16 protein-coding genes are annotated in these 16,626 nt (G+C 75.4%); 13 read left to right on the top strand and 3 right to left on the bottom strand.

The features are described 5' to 3' along the window. Window positions 1-104 precede the first annotated feature (104 nt). The 3 genes from ACY34I_RS10130 (at window position 105) to ACY34I_RS10120 (ending at window position 2,338) form a co-directional block, all read left to right on the top strand. A complete protein-coding gene (locus ACY34I_RS10130; protein WP_462754328.1) occupies window positions 105-1,304 on the top strand; it encodes an ABC transporter permease in 1,200 nt (399 codons plus the stop codon). Between the two features lie 155 nt (window positions 1,305-1,459). Further along, entirely contained in the window at window positions 1,460-1,762 is a 303-nt protein-coding gene (locus ACY34I_RS10125; protein ID WP_148793136.1) for a hypothetical protein, read from the top strand. Between the two features lie 75 nt (window positions 1,763-1,837). Then, window positions 1,838-2,338 carry a hypothetical protein gene (locus ACY34I_RS10120; RefSeq protein WP_462754327.1) on the top strand — a complete coding sequence of 167 codons (501 nt, stop codon included), beginning with the start codon at window positions 1,838-1,840 and terminating at the stop codon, window positions 2,336-2,338. 115 nt (window positions 2,339-2,453) lie between these two features. Here the strand turns inward: ACY34I_RS10120 and ACY34I_RS10115 are convergent, their stop codons facing one another. Beyond that, a complete protein-coding gene (locus ACY34I_RS10115; protein ID WP_462754326.1) occupies window positions 2,454-3,449 on the bottom strand; it encodes an ABC transporter ATP-binding protein in 996 nt (331 codons plus the stop codon). A gap of 2 nt (window positions 3,450-3,451) precedes the next feature. On the opposite strand from ACY34I_RS10115, the gene ACY34I_RS10110 reads away from it, so the two are divergent. The 4 genes from ACY34I_RS10110 (at window position 3,452) to ACY34I_RS10095 (ending at window position 8,080) form a co-directional block, all read left to right on the top strand. Continuing rightward, window positions 3,452-4,138 carry an ABC transporter permease gene (locus tag ACY34I_RS10110; RefSeq protein WP_462754324.1) on the top strand — a complete coding sequence of 229 codons (687 nt, stop codon included), beginning with the start codon at window positions 3,452-3,454 and terminating at the stop codon, window positions 4,136-4,138. A 55-nt stretch (window positions 4,139-4,193) separates the two neighbouring features. After that, a complete protein-coding gene (locus tag ACY34I_RS10105; RefSeq protein WP_462754323.1) occupies window positions 4,194-4,916 on the top strand; it encodes an ABC transporter permease in 723 nt (240 codons plus the stop codon). A gap of 169 nt (window positions 4,917-5,085) precedes the next feature. Next, complete coding sequence (locus tag ACY34I_RS10100; protein WP_462754322.1) at window positions 5,086-6,090, top strand: glycine betaine ABC transporter substrate-binding protein; 1,005 nt, start codon at window positions 5,086-5,088, stop codon at window positions 6,088-6,090. A gap of 187 nt (window positions 6,091-6,277) precedes the next feature. Next, entirely contained in the window at window positions 6,278-8,080 is a 1,803-nt protein-coding gene (locus tag ACY34I_RS10095; RefSeq protein ID WP_462754321.1) for a hypothetical protein, read from the top strand. Between the two features lie 21 nt (window positions 8,081-8,101). Here the strand turns inward: ACY34I_RS10095 and ACY34I_RS10090 are convergent, their stop codons facing one another. After that, on the bottom strand, window positions 8,102-9,271 hold the full coding sequence (locus ACY34I_RS10090) for an NADH-quinone oxidoreductase subunit D (protein WP_462754320.1): 1,170 nt from the start codon (window positions 9,269-9,271) through the stop codon (window positions 8,102-8,104). Continuing rightward, window positions 9,268-10,488: an SAM-dependent methyltransferase gene (locus tag ACY34I_RS10085; RefSeq protein ID WP_462754374.1), complete on the bottom strand. Its 1,221-nt coding sequence runs from the start codon at window positions 10,486-10,488 to the stop codon at window positions 9,268-9,270. The genes ACY34I_RS10090 and ACY34I_RS10085 overlap by 4 nt, the downstream gene beginning before the upstream one ends. Before the next feature lie 212 nt (window positions 10,489-10,700). Here ACY34I_RS10085 and ACY34I_RS10080 point away from each other — a divergent pair, with 212 nt between their 5' ends. The 6 genes from ACY34I_RS10080 (at window position 10,701) to nadC (ending at window position 16,615) form a co-directional block, all read left to right on the top strand. Continuing rightward, the gene (locus tag ACY34I_RS10080; RefSeq protein WP_462754319.1) at window positions 10,701-11,678 is read left to right on the top strand and encodes a DUF2520 domain-containing protein; all 978 of its coding nucleotides are present in this window, start codon (window positions 10,701-10,703) and stop codon (window positions 11,676-11,678) included. After that, window positions 11,675-12,523 (top strand): pantoate--beta-alanine ligase, encoded by an 849-nt coding sequence (panC, locus tag ACY34I_RS10075; protein WP_462754318.1) that lies wholly within the window; start codon window positions 11,675-11,677, stop codon window positions 12,521-12,523. Before ACY34I_RS10080 ends, panC begins: the two co-directional genes overlap by 4 nt. 32 nt (window positions 12,524-12,555) lie before the next feature. Beyond that, the gene (panD, locus tag ACY34I_RS10070) at window positions 12,556-12,984 is read left to right on the top strand and encodes an aspartate 1-decarboxylase (protein WP_148793145.1); all 429 of its coding nucleotides are present in this window, start codon (window positions 12,556-12,558) and stop codon (window positions 12,982-12,984) included. A gap of 94 nt (window positions 12,985-13,078) precedes the next feature. Beyond that, window positions 13,079-13,972, top strand: coding sequence for a septum formation family protein (locus ACY34I_RS10065; RefSeq protein WP_462754317.1), 894 nt, complete (start codon window positions 13,079-13,081; stop codon window positions 13,970-13,972). A gap of 61 nt (window positions 13,973-14,033) precedes the next feature. Continuing rightward, a complete protein-coding gene (locus ACY34I_RS10060) occupies window positions 14,034-15,722 on the top strand; it encodes an L-aspartate oxidase (RefSeq protein ID WP_462754316.1) in 1,689 nt (562 codons plus the stop codon). Next, window positions 15,719-16,615 carry a carboxylating nicotinate-nucleotide diphosphorylase gene (gene nadC, locus ACY34I_RS10055; protein WP_462754315.1) on the top strand — a complete coding sequence of 299 codons (897 nt, stop codon included), beginning with the start codon at window positions 15,719-15,721 and terminating at the stop codon, window positions 16,613-16,615. Before ACY34I_RS10060 ends, nadC begins: the two co-directional genes overlap by 4 nt. The last annotated feature ends 11 nt before the right edge of the window (window positions 16,616-16,626 follow it).

The following is a 16,626-nucleotide window of genomic DNA, read 5'->3' as shown; positions in this document are numbered from 1 at the left end:
ACCCGCGCCCGCAGGTACCGTGCCTGGCGACCGGAGAGCAACGGCCGCCGCCGGTCCGCCCGCGCGTCGGACGGCACGGCCGGGCGACGTGGGAGGCGCGGGTCATGGGGTACGACCAAACGGCCCAGGGTGAGTCCGTGCCCGCCGCCGTGCTGGAGAACGTCTTCGACGACCCCGCGCACGGCGAACCCGGCCGCGACCGGATCGCCGTCCATGTGGTCTGGGAGTTCCTGCTGCTGGCCGGGCTGGCCGCGCTGACCTGGCTGCTCTGGCGGGACGACGCGGACGCGCTGCGCGGCACCGGCCTGCAGACCCTCCTGGTCAACGTGGCCGGGCTCGGGCTGCTCACCCTGGCCGCCGGGCTGAGCCTGCGCGCCGCCGTGGCCAACCTGGCGGTCGGCCCGGTCGCGGTGGCCGCCGCCCTGCACTTCGCCGAGCAGAGCGACCGGGGCGTCCGGGAGGCGCTGCTCCCCGCGCTGGTGGTGGCGGCGCTCGGCGGGCTGGCGCTGGCCCTGGCGGTGGTGGTGCTGCACGTGCCCGGCTGGGCGGCGAGCCTGGCCGGCGCGGCCGGCGTGGTCGTCTACATCGAGCGGCGTACCGCCCCGGTCGTGCTCCAGGGCGGGTACGACTTCCGGCGTACCGCCCTCTACCTGTTCATCGGCTTCGCCGCGGTGGCCGTGCTCGGTGGGCTCTTCGGCGCGATGCGGCCGGTCCGCCGGCTGGTCGGGCGGTTCCGGCCGGTCGCCGACCCGGCCCGACGCCGGGGTGGCGTCGCTGCCACGGTGGCCGCGCTGGCCCTGATCGGTTCCACCGTGCTGGCCACGCTCGGTGGGGTGTTGATCGTCGCGAACGGGAACGGACCGGTGGCGCCGAGGTCCGGGCTGGACTGGTCGGTGCTGGCGATCGGCACGGCGATGTTCGCCGGCACCAGCGCGTACGGCCGGCGCGGTGGGATCTTCGGCACGCTGTTCGCGGTCAGCCTGGTGGAGGTCTTCCTGGTCTGGGCGGCGGCCCAGGGCTGGACGATCAGCCGGTGGGCCGTCGGCGGGGCCACCCTCGGCATCGGGCTGCTGGTCACCCGGCTGGTCGAGGCGTTCGGCCGGCCGCGGCAGGCCTTCGTGCCGGCCGAGGTGGGGCCGTCCGGCGACGGCACGATCAGCACCGGCTGGGCGCTGACCCGGCCGCCGGAGCCGGCCGACGCCTGGCCCTCGGTGCTGCCGGTCCGGACCGACACCACGGTCGACGCGTGGGACGCGCCGCGCTGGGAGAGCGAGCCGCGGCGCTGGGACGCCGACGACCGCTGACCGCACCCGGATCGCCGGCCGGCGACGCCCACGCGATGACGGGCCGAACCTGATCTCGGCGGCTAGGCTCGGCGCATGAGCGAGCGTCAGCGAGCGAATCATCAGCACAGCGCGGTGGTGTCTCATGTCGTCGCCGAGCGGAGCGAGGTGGCGGCATGAGCGAGACTCCCGGCGCCGGCGGCCGTACCTTCGACGAGCTCGACAAGCTCTCCACCGAGGAGCTGCGCGAGCGGGCGTTCGCCCTGGCCCGGGAGCGTCGCGACGTCGGGTTCTTCTGGTCGGTGCTGCGGCACCTGCCCAACTCGGACGAGGCCGCCGCCCTGGACGGCGCCCCCAACTCCGTCGGGCCGACCATCGACGAGGCCAACGCGCTGTGGCGGGAGCTCACCGGCCACGGCTACGAGGAATCGGCGCCGCTGCTGCGGGCCGCCTTCATCGACTACCTGTTGAAGCACTGAGGGATGTCCACCCGCCGTCCCAGGGCGGTGGCGCGCAGGTTTGCCCGGCGGGGTGGGCCGGGCACTGGCCGCCCCATGGCCCTCACCAATCGCGCCCGGGCCGTCAGCGGCTACGGCACGGCCGCCGGCACCGGCACCCTCGCCGTGCTCCTCCTCGTCGGAGTGTGCGGCAGCCCGATGTACGTGGGCTGGGTCCAGGACCACACCGACCCGAACGGGGCCGGCGGCTGGTTCCTGCGGCTGCTCGCCTGGCCGGCCTGGCGGCTGCACGCCGACGACCCGTCCCAGGGGGTGCTCGCCGCCGACCTGCGGGCGATCCTGCTGGTGATCCTGGCCGCCGCCCTCCTCTACCTGCTGCCCGCCGCGCAGGTGGCCCGGGTGCAGGGCTCGGCCAGCCAGTTCTTCTCCGGCTGGGCGGCGTACGCCCTGGCCGGCGGCTGCACCGGGCTGCTGGCCACCCTCCTCGGGCCGGACGGGTCGCTCCTCGCCGCCTTCCAGGCGGCCAGCACCGGGGCCGGCTACGGCTTCTTCGCCGGCTGGATCATCGGCCTGGCCAGCCTCGGCGGCCGCGCCTGAGGCAGCTCAGGCCCCCGCGCCCGCCCCCGGCCGAGAGGTCCCGCGCCCGCCGCACCGTCCCGCTCCCGCGTGCCCGGCGCGCGGTCCCGCGCCCGCCGCACGGTCCCGCCGCCGCTCAGTCCGCCACGGCGCCCAGTTCCAGCAGCCGGGACCGGCTGAGGAGCCCCACCGGCCGCCCGTCCTCGGTGACCACGGCGCGCTCGGCGGCCGAGCTGAGCAGTGCGCCCAGCGCGTCGTACGCCGAGCCGCCCAGCGGTAGCGCCGGCAGGTCCGACCCGTCGCCGGTCGGGAGCGGCTCCAGCACCTCCCGGGTGACCGGGGTCACCGCGAGCCGGCGGATGCCCCGGTCGGCGCCGACGAACTCGCGTACGAACGGCGAGGCGGGCGAGCCGAGCAGGGCGGCCGGGGTGTCGTACTGCTCCAGCCGGCCGCCCTCGGAGAGCACCGCGATCCGGTCGCCCAGCCGCACCGCCTCGTCGAGGTCGTGGGTGACCAGCACGATGGTCTTGCGGACCTCGGCCTGCAGCCGCAGGAACTCCTCCTGCAGCCGGGTCCGGACGATCGGGTCGACCGCCGAGAAGGGCTCGTCCATGAGCAGCACCACCGGGTCGGCGGCGAGCGCCCGGGCCACCCCCACCCGCTGCCGCTGGCCGCCGGAGAGCTCGTGCGGGTAGCGGCGACCGAACTGTGCCGGATCGAGGCCGACCAGCTCCAGCAGCTCGTTCACCCGGTCCCGGGTCCGCCCGCGCGGCCAGCCGAGCAGCCCCGGCACGGTCGCCACGTTGGCGGCCACCGTCTGGTGCGGGAAGAGGCCGACGTTCTGGATCACGTACCCGATGCGGCGGCGCAGCGCCACCGGGTCGACCCGGGTGACGTCGTCGTCGCCGAGCAGGATCCGGCCGTCGGTCGGCTCGATCAGCCGGTTGATCATGCGAAGCACCGTGGACTTGCCGCAGCCGGACGGGCCGATCAGCACCACCAGCTCGCCGGCCTTCACCTCCAGGCTCAGCTCCCGGACCGCCTCGGTGCCGTCCGGGTAGCGCTTGCGGATGCGCTCGAGGGTGATCGATGCCGCGCTGGGTCCACCGGCGGATCCCGGGGTAACGTCCACGTGTGTCCCTCCACCTCAGCTACCGGGCCGCGCCGGGTAACCCGTGGTTCTCCTGGCAGTACGTGCGGGACAACTCTGACACGATCCTCGCCGCGCTGCGCGAGCACGCCTGGCTCACCGGCCGGGCGGTGCTGATCGCCGCGTTGGTGGCGCTGCCGCTGGCGGTGGCCGCGTACTGGTTCCGGTCGCTGTCGGGGCCGATCCTGGCGCTGGCCGGGGCGCTGTACACGATCCCGTCGCTGGCCCTGTTCGCCTTCCTCGCGCCCTACCTCGGCATCGGCGCGATCACCGTGCTCAGCGTGGTGGCGCTGTACGCGCTGCTGGTCATCGTGCGCAACGCCCTGGCCGGGCTGAACCAGGTGCCGCCCGAGGTCCGGGAGGCCGCCGAGGGGATGGGGTACGGCCGCTGGGGCCGGCTGTTCCGGATCGAGCTGCCGCTGGCCCTGCCCGGCATCCTCACCGGCGTACGGCTGGCCACCGTCTCCACGGTGGCGTTGGTCACGGTTGGCGTGGTGGTCGGCCGGGGCGGCCTCGGCCAGCTCATCTTCGCCGGCTTCCAGAACAACTTCTACAAGGCGGAGATCATGACCGGCACGGTGCTCTGCGTCCTGCTGGCGCTGGTGCTGGACCTGCTCCTCGCCGGCGTCGGTCGGCTGCTCACCCCCTGGCTCCGCCGGCGGGCATCGTGAGCGCGAGGAGTGCAGCGCAGCGGAGCCCCGCAGTCGCGAACGGAAGGCTGCCCGCATGAACCCCGTCGAGCAGGCCGTGGTCTGGCTGAACGACCCGCTGAACTGGACGAATCCGGGCGGCATCCTGGACCGGCTCGGCGAACACCTGACCATCTCCGCGCTGGCGGTGCTGCTGGGCTGCCTGGTGGCCTGGCCGGTCGGGCTCTGGCTCGGGCACAGCGGCCGGGGCGGCGGGGCGGTGCTGCTGGTGTCCAACGTCACGCTGGCCGTGCCGACGCTGGCGCTGCTGACCATCCTGCCGCTGACCTTCCTCGGCTTCGGCCGGCCGGCCGTGGTGGTCGCGCTCGCCGTGTTCGCGGTGCCGCCGCTGCTGGCCAACGCGTACACCGGGGTGCGGCAGGCCGACCCGGAGGCCCGGGACGCGGCCCGTGGCATGGGGCTCTCCGGCGGGCAGCTGCTGCGCCGGGTGGAGTTGCCGCTCGCGGTGCCGTACCTGGCCGCCGGGTTCCGTACCGCCGCGGTGCAGGTGGTCGCCACCGCGGCGCTGGCCTCCTTCGTCAACGGCGGCGGGCTGGGGCAGATCATCCGGGCCGGCTTCGGGCTGGACATCGCGGCCGGCGGCGGGCAGATCATCGCCGGCGGGGTGCTGGTCGCCGGGCTGGCGCTGCTGGTCGAGGGGGTCCTCGCGTTGGTGGAGCGGGGCGTCACGCCGCGCCCGCTGCGGCGGGCCCGGGGCGCGGCGAATCGGCGCGCGGCCGACGCCACGGCAGGCAGCTGAACCGGGCCAAACCGCGCGCCCGGTGACGATCCAGTCACGAAATCGGCTCGGAGTTTGTCGGTCCGACCCGGAGGATATTGGCTGGACTCGCGGGCGGCCGACCGGATCGCCCGTCGGACACGCGGCCGGCCCGAAACGGGTCGCGCCGGGACACGGAAGGCGGGCACACATGCGCGCACGTACACGCCTGGCCGTCGGGGCGCTCGGCGCCCTCACCGCGGCGGGCCTGCTCACCGGCTGCGGTGACGCCGGTTCCTCGGGCACCGACGCCCCCCAGCAGGGTGCCTCCGGGGCCGGCTGCGCCCCGGTCGCGGGCGACCAGCTGACGGTCCTCACCGACGACAAGAAGCTGCAGAACACCGACAACGTCCTCCCCGCGATCAACGCGAAGGCCGCCACCCCGCAGTTGGTGGCCGCGCTGGACCAGGTATCCGCGAAGCTCGACACCCCCAAGCTGATCCAGCTGAACCGGGCGGTCGACGTCGACCGCAAGACCCCACAGGTCGCGGCGAAGGAGTTCGCCGACGCCAACGGCGTCACCCAGGGCGTGGCGAAGGGCCCGGGCGGCCAGGTCACGGTCGGCGCGGGCAACTTCAGCGAGAGCCAGACCGTCGCCGAGCTCTACAAGATCGCCCTCACCGCGGCCGGCTACCAGGTCAAGGTGCAGACCATCGGCAACCGTGAGCTCTACGAGCCGGCGCTGGAGAAGGGCGAGATCCAGGTCGTCCCCGAGTACGCGGCCACTATGGCCGAGTTCCTCAACACCAAGGCCAACGGCAAGGACGCCGCGCCGGTCTCCTCGCCGGAGCTGGACAAGACGGTCAGCGCGTTGAAGGCCGCGGGCGACAAGGTCGGCATCACCTTCGGCCAGCCGTCCCAGGCCCAGGACCAGAACGCCTTCGCGGTCACCAAGGCCTTCGCCGACAAGTACCAGGTCGCCACGCTCTCCGACCTGGCGAGCAAGTGCTCCGGCCAGGCGACGGTGCTGGCCGGCCCGCCGGAGTGCCCGCAGCGGCCGAAGTGCCAGGCCGGCCTCGTCCAGGTCTACGACTTCAAGGCCGGCTCGTTCAGCTCGCTGGACGCGGGCGGCCCGCAGACCAAGAACGCGCTGAAGACCGGGGCGGCCAGCGTCGGCCTGGTCTTCTCCTCCGACGCCGCGCTCGCGGCGAGCTGACCGCACCGACCGTTCCGGCGTGCCACGCCGCGACCCGGAACGGTCGCCGGTCGCCGACGGACCAGCCCGATCCGTCGGCGACCGGGACCGGCCCGGCGGCCCGCCAGGGAAAGCCTGGTCACCGCCGTTACAGTCGGTGCTTTCGGCCCGTTCCCTAGCGGGGCAACTCTCGGTAGTCTGCACAGCCATGCCCGCCCCGGTCGCCCCCGCCGAAAAGCGCAGTCCATCGCTGCTGACCGTCCTGTTCTGGATCGGGGTGGGGCTCGCGCCCCTTGCGGCGCTGACCCTGCTGGTCGCCGGTGGCGACGGGTCGCTGCGGGTCGGCGCGGTGCTGGCGATCCTCGCCGTGGTGCTGATCGGTCTCTCCATCGCACTGCGCCCCGACAACAGCGGCGACGTCGCCGGCAGCGAGTCGATGCGCGAGGAGATCGAGCAGCTCCGCCGCGAGCTGCGCAGCGAGATCGTGGCCGCCGCGCAGCGCGGCAACCAGGCGCTCGATCAGGCGCACCGGACCCAGGAGACGGTCATCGCGCTGCGGCGCCGGCTGGACGCCACGGCGGCCGCCGCCGCGGGGATCAGCGCGGCGGCCGCGGAGGAACCCGCCGGTGGCCGCGCCCGGGTGCCGTCCGGCGAGACGTACGACGATGGCCGGGCCCGCTACGCCACCCCGGAGCAGCCGGGCTGGGGGCAGCCCGCCGGCCGGGACGAGGACGAGCCGGCGGGCCGCCCGCAGTCCGGCACCCGCGCGGAACGCCCCGCCCCACCGGCCGATCGTCCGCAGCCCGGCGTCTACGGCGCTCCGCGTACCCAGGAGCCGGACGCCCGCCCGGAACCGCGGCCGGTCGGGGTGGTGCATCACACCGAGACCGTGCACGTCACCACCCGGCACACCATCGTGGACGGTGCGGCGGATCCGGTCGCGGGCGGCCGCTACGGCGGCTACGCCGGCCGCTGGTCCCCGGCACCGGAGGAGCGGCCGTGGAGCGGCGCGGAGCCGGAGGAGCGCCCCCGGTCCGGCCACCGGGAGGTGGCGGACGACCGCGCCTGGTCGTCCGGCGACCGCTGGGGCGGCCACGGCGAGGGACGGGACGGCGCCGCCTGGTCCGGGCCGGGCGGGCCGCGGGATGGCGGCGCCTGGTCCGGGCCGGGCGGTGAGCGGAACCACGGGGAGGCCCCGTCCTGGGAGGACGGCTCCTGGTCCGGCACGCCGGCGTCGGAGCAGCGGTGGGCGGCCCGGGCCGGCGGTGCGGGCGCGTCCGCTGACGACCGCGGGTGGCCGGCCGGCGGCGACGACCGAACCGGGTCCACCGAACCGGCCGGGCCGGGTGACCAGCGGTCCTGGCCGGCTTCTCAGGCGGGCCCGCCGGACCAGCGGTCCTGGTCGGCGGGCCGGGACGGCGACGACCGGTCCTGGGCGACCGGCCGCGAGGGGGGCCGTGCCGAGCAGTCCTGGTCCGCGCCGCAGGACGAGCGCTACTGGGCGGGCCCGGCGGTGGGCCCGGCGGTGGGCCGGCCGTCGCCGGACGGCCGTGCCGGGGCCCCGCCCGCGCCGTCCGGCCGGGCCGCCGTCTCTGACGATCCGGACGGCGAGTACTGGTCCGAGCTGCGCGCCGGGAACCGCTGGGCGTCGGTCCGCGACGACGAGCACGGCCGGGAGGTCCGGGTCGGGGAGCGGCACGCCGCGGTGCACGCCGACGGCGCCGGCAGCGAGTACCGGGTCGAGGACCGCTGGGCGTCCGTCCGCGAGCCGCACCGGGGTCAGGCGGCCGGCGCGGGAGCCGGCTGGGCGGAGGAGAACCGGCCGGCCCTGCCGGTCGGCGGGGTACCCGTACCCGACGAGTGGCGCCCCCCGACGCAGCGCAGCGGGCAGCCCGAGTGGCGCCAGGCCGAGCCGGAGCCGGCCCGGTACGGCTACCCGCCGCGCGACGAGACGCCCCACGCCGGCAACCCCCACGCCGGCAACCCCCGCTCCGCCGACCGCTGGCGCTGACGCCGCCGGCCGTGTGACGGGCTACTTGTCGATGTCGCCGACCACGAAGAACATCGAGCCGAGGATGGCGATCAGGTCCGGCACCAGGCAGCCGGGCAGCAGCGTCGCCAACGCCTGCACGTTCGCGTACGAGGCGGTGCGCAGCTTGAGCCGCCACGGCGTCTTCTCGCCCCGGGACACCAGGTAGTAGCCGTTGATGCCGAGCGGGTTCTCGGTCCACGCGTAGGTGTGCCCCTCCGGGGCCTTGACCACCTTGGGCAGCCGGGTGTTCACCGGCCCGGTGAGCCGGTCCACCCGTTCCAGACACTGCTCGGCGAGGTCCAGCGACGCGTACACCTGATCGAGCAGCACCTCGAAGCGGGCGTGGCAGTCGCCGGCGGTCTTGGTCACCACCGGCACGTCGAGCTGGTCGTACGCCAGGTAGGGCTCGTCCCGCCGGAGGTCCAGGTCCAGGCCGGAGGCCCGGGCGACCGGCCCGGACGCGCCGAACGCGGCGGCGTCCGCCGCGGACAGCACGCCCACCCCGACGGTCCGGGCCAGGAAGATCTCGTTGCGCCGGATCAGGTGGTCGAGGTCCGGCATCCGCCGGCGCACCTCGCCAATGGCCGCCCGGGCCCGGCCCGTCCAGCCGGCCGGCACCTCCTCCTTCAGGCCGCCGACTCGGTTGAACATGTAGTGGATCCGGCCGCCGGAGACCTCCTCCATCACCGTTTGGAGGGTCTCCCGCTCGCGGAACGCGTAGAACACGGGGGTGATCGCGCCGATCTCCAGCGGGTACGAGCCGAGGAACATCAGGTGGTTGAGCACCCGGTTCAGCTCGGCCAGGGCCATCCGCAGCCAGACCGCGCGCTCGGGCACCTCCATGCCCATCAGCCGCTCCACCGCCAGCACCACGCCCAGCTCGTTGGCGAAGGCCGAGAGCCAGTCGTGCCGGTTGGCCAGCACGATGATCTGCCGGTAGTCGCGTACCTCGAAGAGCTTCTCCGCGCCCCGGTGCATGTAGCCGACGATCGGCTCGGCCGAGACCACCCGCTCGCCGTCGAGCACCAGCCGCAGCCGCAGCACGCCGTGGGTGGAGGGGTGCTGGGGGCCGATGTTGAGCACCATGTCGGTGCCGAGCTGCTCCCCGCCGGCGCCGGTGCCGACGGTCAGTTCGCGGAGATCGCCGGCGTCCGTGGTCATGCCCGTCATCGTGCCATGAAGGGAGCCAGCGCGACGTCGACCGGTTGCAGCAGCCACCAGTGCCCGCCCAGGCCGGCCGGGTCGGTCAGCTCGGCCACCGCCGACGCGGCGGCGAGCGCCCGGACGTACCCGGCGGGGTCGCGGGAGGCCAGGCTCAGCGGCGGTCGCCCGCCGTCGGCCCCGAGCGCCCGCAGCGCCTCCCGCTGCGAGACCAGGGCGTACGCACACCGGGCGACCCGCTCACCGGCGGAGGCGACCGCGTCCATGGCGACGTGCGCGGTGACGTCACACGTCCCGTCCGGCACCGGCGGCACCTGCCGCCCACCCCGATACCCGGTCAACGTCCCGTCCACCGGCCGCTCGCCCTTCAGGTGCCCGTAGTCCACGGCCAGCGCTAGCCCTCGCTCTATCTTTCGGACTGCCTCAGCCCACGCCTCTTCCCTGGGCCTGCCGATCTCGGCTCTCGCGCCGGTGGGGGGTTCCCGGCGGCCCGACCGGCTCCGGGCGGTCAGGCTTGATCCCTCCGCCGGTCGGGACGCCCGGAACCCCGACTCGGTTCGGCTGGTCTCGTCGCTTCCGGTCAGCGGCCACCACCGGTCCAGCCAGTCGGCATCCTCGGCGTCGACGGGGTCACCCACCGACTCCTCACCCGTCGTCGGGTCCACCAGCAGACACCGCCAGCCCTCGGGCGTGTGCAGAGCCAGGTCCAGCGGCACGTTGTCCAGCCACTCGGTGGCCACGAGCAGTCCGGTGATCCCCGCAGGAATCTCGTCCAGCCAGGCGATCTCAGCCGGGAGGTCCTCGGGGCGGGATGCCTTCTCGACCGCGGTGAGGCGTACCCGATCGGCGAGCGGAAGCGGGGCGGTGGGCGACGGCCCGGCGGAGAGCGACCCGAGCCCGGAGGGCGACGGGCGGACGGCGGCCGCGGTGGTCAGGGTTTCCGGGGAGCCCGCCCGCGGAGGGATCAAGCCTGACCGCCCGGAGCCGGCGGGCTCCCCGGAGACCCCCACGGAAGCGAGCAGCGAACGCAGCAGCTCCCCGCGACCAGCCCCGACGTCCACGACGGAGAGGACCGGTGGGTGACCGAGAGCCTCGTCAAGAGAGTGCAGCAGCCGTAGCAGGCACGCGGAAAACACCGGGGAGGCGTGCACGCTGGTGCGGAAATGGGCGGCCGGCCCCGCCCCGGAGACGAAGAAGCCGTCCGGCCCGTAGAGGGCCGACTCCATCGCCTGCCGCCAGGGCAGCGGCTGCTCGCGGAAGGTCACCCGATGACGGTACGACCGCCGGCTGCCACGAGCCGGACGAGGCCGACACCGTGCCCAGAATTCCTCGTTCCACACGCTCCGTGAAGGTTTTCACACATGCTTGTTCAGCGTCCGTGGCCCCGGCGCATACTTGCGATCGACCGGTACCCCCGTCGAGGACTGGATCGATTGTCATGAGCGCACCGCTGCGCCCGCGCCCGGCCGCCCCGCGCGGGCCCGCCGTACCGTCGGGTGGCGCCCCGTCCGGCGCCCCGCTCGTCTTTCCGCGCACCCTCACCGTCGGCGTGCTCGGCGCCGGCCGGGTCGGTGCCGTGCTCGGCGCGGCCCTCGCCGCCGCCGGCCACCGGGTGGTCGCCGCCTCCGGCGCCTCCGGGGCCGCGAAGGCCCGGCTGGCGCTGCTGCTGCCGCAGACCCCGAACCGGTCCGCGGCCGCGGTCGCCCGCGCCGCCACCGACCTGCTGATCGTGGCGGTGCCCGACGACGCCCTGGCCGGCGTGGTCGCCGGGCTGGCCGAGGCCGGCGCGCTGCGCCCCGGCCAGGTGGTCGCGCACACGTCCGGCGCGCACGGGCTGGGCGTCCTCGCCCCGGCCGCCGCGGTCGGCGCCCGGCCGCTCGCGCTGCACCCGGCGATGACCTTCACCGGTACGCCGGATGACCTGACCCGCTTGCCCGGCATCTCGTACGGGGTGACCGCCCCGGCGGAGCTGCGCCCGCTCGCCGCCCGGCTGGTCGCCGACCTCGGTGGGGTGCCGGAGTGGGTGGCGGAGGACGACCGCCCGCTCTACCATGCGGCGCTGGCGCACGGCGCCAACCACCTGGTGACCCTGGTCAACGAGGCGGTCGACCGGCTGCGCGACGCCGGGGTGGACCGGCCGGAGAAGGTGCTCGCCCCGCCGCTGCGGGCCGCCCTGGAGAACGCCCTGCGGCTCGGCGACGACGCGCTCACCGGCCCGGTCTCCCGGGGCGACGCGGGCACCGTACGCCGGCACCTGGAGCGGTTGGCGGCGACCGCGCCGGAATCCGTGGCCCCCTACCTGGCGTTGGCCCGACGGACGGCGGACCGCGCCATCGCGGCCGGCCGGCTGCGCCCGGCGGACGCGGAGTCGCTGCTGGACGTGCTGACGGGGATCTACGGGGAGGTGGCCGCATGACCGAGCTGGTGCACACGCGCAAGGAGTTGGCGGCGGCGCGGGACGCGCTGACCGGCACCGTCGGCGTGGTGATGACCATGGGTGCGCTGCACTCCGGGCACGAGACGCTGCTGCGGGCCGCCCGCGAGCGGGCCGACCACGTCCTCGTCACGATCTTCGTGAACCCGCTCCAGTTCGGCCCGAACGAGGACTTCGACCGCTACCCGCGCACCCTCGACGCCGACCTGGAGATCTGCCGGCGGGCCGGCGCGGACGTGGTCTTCGCCCCGGCGGTGGCCGACATGTACCCGGACGGCCAGCCGACGGTCCGGCTGAACCCGGGCCCGCTCGGGGAGGACCTGGAGGGGCTGAGCCGCCCCGGCTTCTTCCACGGGGTGCTCACCGTGGTCATGAAGCTGCTCCAGCTCACCCGCCCCGACCTGGCCTTCTTCGGCGAGAAGGACTACCAGCAGCTCACCCTGGTCCGGCGGATGGTCCGCGACCTGGACGTGCCGACCGAGATCGTCGGCGTGCCGACCGTACGCGAGCCGGACGGCCTGGCCCTGTCCAGCCGCAACCGCTACCTCTCGTCGGAGGAGCGGGCGTCGGCGCTGAGCCTGTCGGCCGCGCTGCGGGCCGGCGTCGAGGCCGCCGAGCAGGGCGCGGACGCGGGCGCGGTGCTGGCCGCCGCCCACCGCGCCTTCGACTCCGGTACGTCCGGCGCCCGCCTCGACTACCTGGTGCTCACCGACGCCGACCTGGAGCCGGGACCGGTCGCCGGCCCGGCGCGGCTGCTGATCGCCGCCTGGGTCGGCGCCACCCGCCTGATCGACAACACGGCGCTCCGGCTCGCGCCGCGCTCCTGACCCCACCACCACATTCCGCGGAAAGGCACCCGATGCTCCGGACCATGCTCAAGTCGAAGATCCACCGGGCCACGGTGACCCAGGCCGACCTGCACTACGTCGGTTCGGTGACCGTGGACGAGGAGCTGCTCGACGCGGCCGACCTGCTCCCCGGCGAGCAGGTGGCAATCGTGGACATCACCAACGGGGCCCGGCTGGAGACGTACGTGATCCCGGGGCGGCGGGGCAGCGGCGTGATCGGCATCAACGGCGCCGCCGCGCACCTGGTGCACCCCGGTGACCTGGTGATCCTCATCTCGTACGGGCAGATGGACGACGCCGAGGCGCGGACCTACCAGCCGCGGGTGGTGCACGTCGACGCGGACAACCGGGTGGTCGACCTGACCGCCGACCCGACCACCGCCGTCCCCGGCACCGCCGGCGACCCCGTCCCCAACCCCTTGGCCGCCAGCCTGCGCTGATCCGGCCCACCCGCACGGCCTGTCACCGGAAGGTCATTTCCGGCTACCCTGGGCGGACCGTCGGGTTGACGGTCGTCGGTCGGGGGAGGCCGCGATGCGCCGTGCGATGACGAGCCTGGTCGCCGCGTTGGTCGCGGGGGCCGCCCTGGCGGGCTGCGCCGGAGCCGGCGGGCTGGACGGCGACCTCGCGGACGACTGGGCGGCGCTGCCGCCGGCCCGGGCGTTCACCCCGGCGGCCGGGGTGTGCCAGGTCGCCGACTTCACCGCCACGGTCAGCCTGTCCGCGTACGACCCGGTGGGCTGCGACCTGCCGCACCGGGTGGAGACGGTGCACGTGGGCGCCTTCCCCGGCGACCGGGCCACCCCGCCGCCCCTCGGCTCACCGGAGCTGCGTACGGCCTTCGCCGACTGCGACACCCGGGCCAGCGGGTACGTCGGCGACAACTGGCGGGCCGGGCGGTTGCGGCTGGCCGTGGCCCTGCCCACCGGGCCCGGCTGGGCGGCCGGCTCCCGGTGGTACCGCTGCGACCTGACCGAGCTGACCACGGTCGAGGCGGCGGCGCAGGTGGTGACCCGGACGGGCAGCCTGCGGGACGCGCTGAAGGGGCCGGCCGCGCTCCGGCTCGGCTGCCAGCGCACCGGCGGCGATGCCCGCCGGGTGCAGACGTTGACCCCGGTGGACTGTGGCACCGCGCACGACGCCGAGTTCGTGGGGGTGTGGCCGGCGCCGGACCGCCCGTACCCGACGAAGGACGCCGACTGGGCCCCGCTCTACGCCGGCTGCAACAGCGTCCTCGCCCGCTACGTCGGCGTGCCCGACGACGCGACCCTGCGCTTCCGCAGCGGCGTGGTGGTACGCCCGCCCGCCGCCGGCCGGTGGGCCGTCGGTGACCGGGGCGTCCGCTGCTATCTGTGGCTCAGCGACCGGACGGTGACCGCCTCCCTCAAGGGCGCCGGGCCAGCCGGCCTGCCGGTGCGGACGAGGTAGCCGAAACCACTCGTCCCGCCCCCGCCGCCCGGGGCGAGGGACGTTCGGGTTGACTGTGCTCATGGACCTTCCGACCGTCGACCTGCCGGCCCTGCCCAGGCTGCTGGCCGCGCCCGCACCCGGCTGGGTGGAGACCACCGACGTGCTCGTGGTGGGCTCCGGGGTCGCCGGCCTGACCGCCGCGCTGCACCTGCGCGAGGCGGGGCTGCACGTCACCGTGGTCACCAAGGTCAACATGGACGAGGGCTCGACGCGCTGGGCACAGGGCGGCATCGCCGCGGTGCTCGATCCGACCGACACCCCGGCCGCGCACGCGTACGACACCGAGGTGGCCGGGGTCGGGCTGTGCGATCCGGCGGCGGTCCGGGTGCTGGTGGAGGAGGGCCCGACCCGGCTGCGCGAGCTGATGCGGATCGGGGCCGAGTTCGACCGGAACCCGGACGGCTCGCTGATGCTCACCCGGGAGGGCGGCCACCGGGCCGACCGGATCGTGCACGCCGGCGGCGACGCCACCGGGGCCGAGGTGCAGCGAGCGCTGCACGCGGCGGTCCATCGTGACCCGTGGATCCGGCTGGTCGAGCACGCCCTGGTGCTGGATCTGCTGCGCGCCCCCGGTGACGGCCCGGACGGGCTCGGCCCGGCCTGCGGGATCACCCTGCACGTGCTCGGCGAGGGCAGTGAGGACGGCGTCGGGGCCATCCTCGCCCGGGCGGTGGTGCTGGCCACCGGCGGCATGGGCCAGATCTTCGCGGCCACCACCAACCCGGCGGTCTCCACCGGCGACGGCGTGGCGCTCGCCCTGCGGGCCGGCGCGGCGGTCACCGACGTGGAGTTCGTCCAGTTCCACCCGACCGCGCTGATCGTGCCGGCCGGCGCGTCCGGCGCCGCCCGGGCCCAGCAGCCGCTGGTCTCCGAGGCGCTGCGCGGCGAGGGCGCCCACCTGGTCGACGGCGACGGCAAGCGGTTCATGGTCGGCCAGCACGAGCTGGCCGAGCTGGCCCCCCGGGACGTGGTCGCCAAGGGCATCCACCGGGTGCTGCTGGCCACCGGCGCGGACCACGTCTTTCTGGACGCCCGCCACCTCGGCGGGGACTTCCTGGCCCGGCGCTTCCCGACCATCGTCGCGTCCTGCCTGGCCATCGGGGTGGACCCGGCGACCGATCTGATCCCGGTCGCCCCGGCCGCCCACTACGCCTCCGGCGGTGTCCGTACCGACCTGCACGGCCGCACCTCGATCCCCGGCCTGTACGCCTGCGGCGAGGTGGCCTGCACCGGGGTGCACGGCGCCAACCGGCTGGCCAGCAACTCGCTGCTGGAGGGGCTGGTCTTCTCCCGCCGGATCGCCGAGGACGTCGCCACCGGGCTGCCCGAGCAGGCGAAGCCGGCCGAGACCGGCGCCTGGGTGGGCGGCCAGGGCTGGGTGGTGCCGGCCGCGACCACGCCGGCCCTGCAGCGGGCGATGACCCGGGGCGCGGGGGTGCTCCGCTCGGCGGAGAGCCTGGCCGGGACGGCCGGTGCCCTCACCGACCTGGGTCTGGGCCGCGGCGCGCCGCGCACCGCCGACTGGGAGGCGACGAACCTGGTCACCGTGGCGTCGGCGCTGGTCGCCGCCGCGTACACCCGCCGGGAGACCCGGGGCTGCCACTGGCGGGAGGACTTCCCGACGGCCGACGACCGGTGGCTGGGCCACCTCGTCGCGGGGGTCGGGACCGAGGGACGGTTGACCGCGCGGTGGGAGGAACTGCCATGAGGGAGTCGACGGAGCGGGCCCTGCGGGCCGGTGGCCTGGACCCGGAGCGGGTACGGCGGGTGATCGTCGACGCGCTCACCGAGGACCTGGGTCCGGACTTCCTCGACGTCACGAGCGTCGCCACCATCCCGGCCGCGCAGGCCGACACCGGTGACCTGGTCGCCCGGGCCAACGGGGTGGTGGCCGGGCTGGCCGTGGCCGCGGCCGTGTTCGAGCTGGTGGGCGAGGTGACCGGCGCCGGCCGTACGGTCGAGGTGTCGCTGGTGGCGCAGGACGGGCAGCGGGTGGCGCGCGGCGACGTGCTGGCCACGGTGACCGGCCCGACCCGGCTGCTGCTCACCGCCGAGCGGACCGCGCTCAACCTGCTCTGCCGGATGTCCGGGGTGGCCACCCACACCCGGGCCTGGGCCGACGCCCTGGCCGGCACCAAGGCGATGGTGCTGGACACCCGCAAGACCACCCCCGGCCTGCGTGCCCTGGAGAAGTACGCGGTCCGCGCCGGCGGCGGCACCAACAAGCGGATGGGCCTGCACGACGTCGCCATGATCAAGGACAACCACAAGGTCGCCGCGGGCGGGATCGCCGCCGCCTACCGCCGGGTTCGGGAGGCGTTCCCGGACGTGCCGGTGCAGGTGGAGGTGGACACCCTGGCCGAGGCGGTGGAGGCGGTCGAGGCCGGCGCCGACTTCCTGCTGCTGGACAACATGACCCCGGCGCAGCTGCGCGAGGTGGTCGCGGCGGTGGGCGACCGGGCCGAGTTGGAGGCGACCGGCGGGCTGACCCTGCTGGTGGCGGCCGAGTACGGCGCGACCGGGGTGGACTTCCTCTCGGTGGGCGCGCTCACCCACTCCTCGCCGATCCTGGACATCGCCCTGGATCTGCGCGAGGAATGAGCTGAGCTGGT

This window comes from Micromonospora sp. RTBAU3-60 (assembly GCF_054963695.1).
The sequence above is the reverse complement of the archived record's forward strand: the minus strand, read 5'-3'. Positions and strand labels throughout refer to the sequence as shown.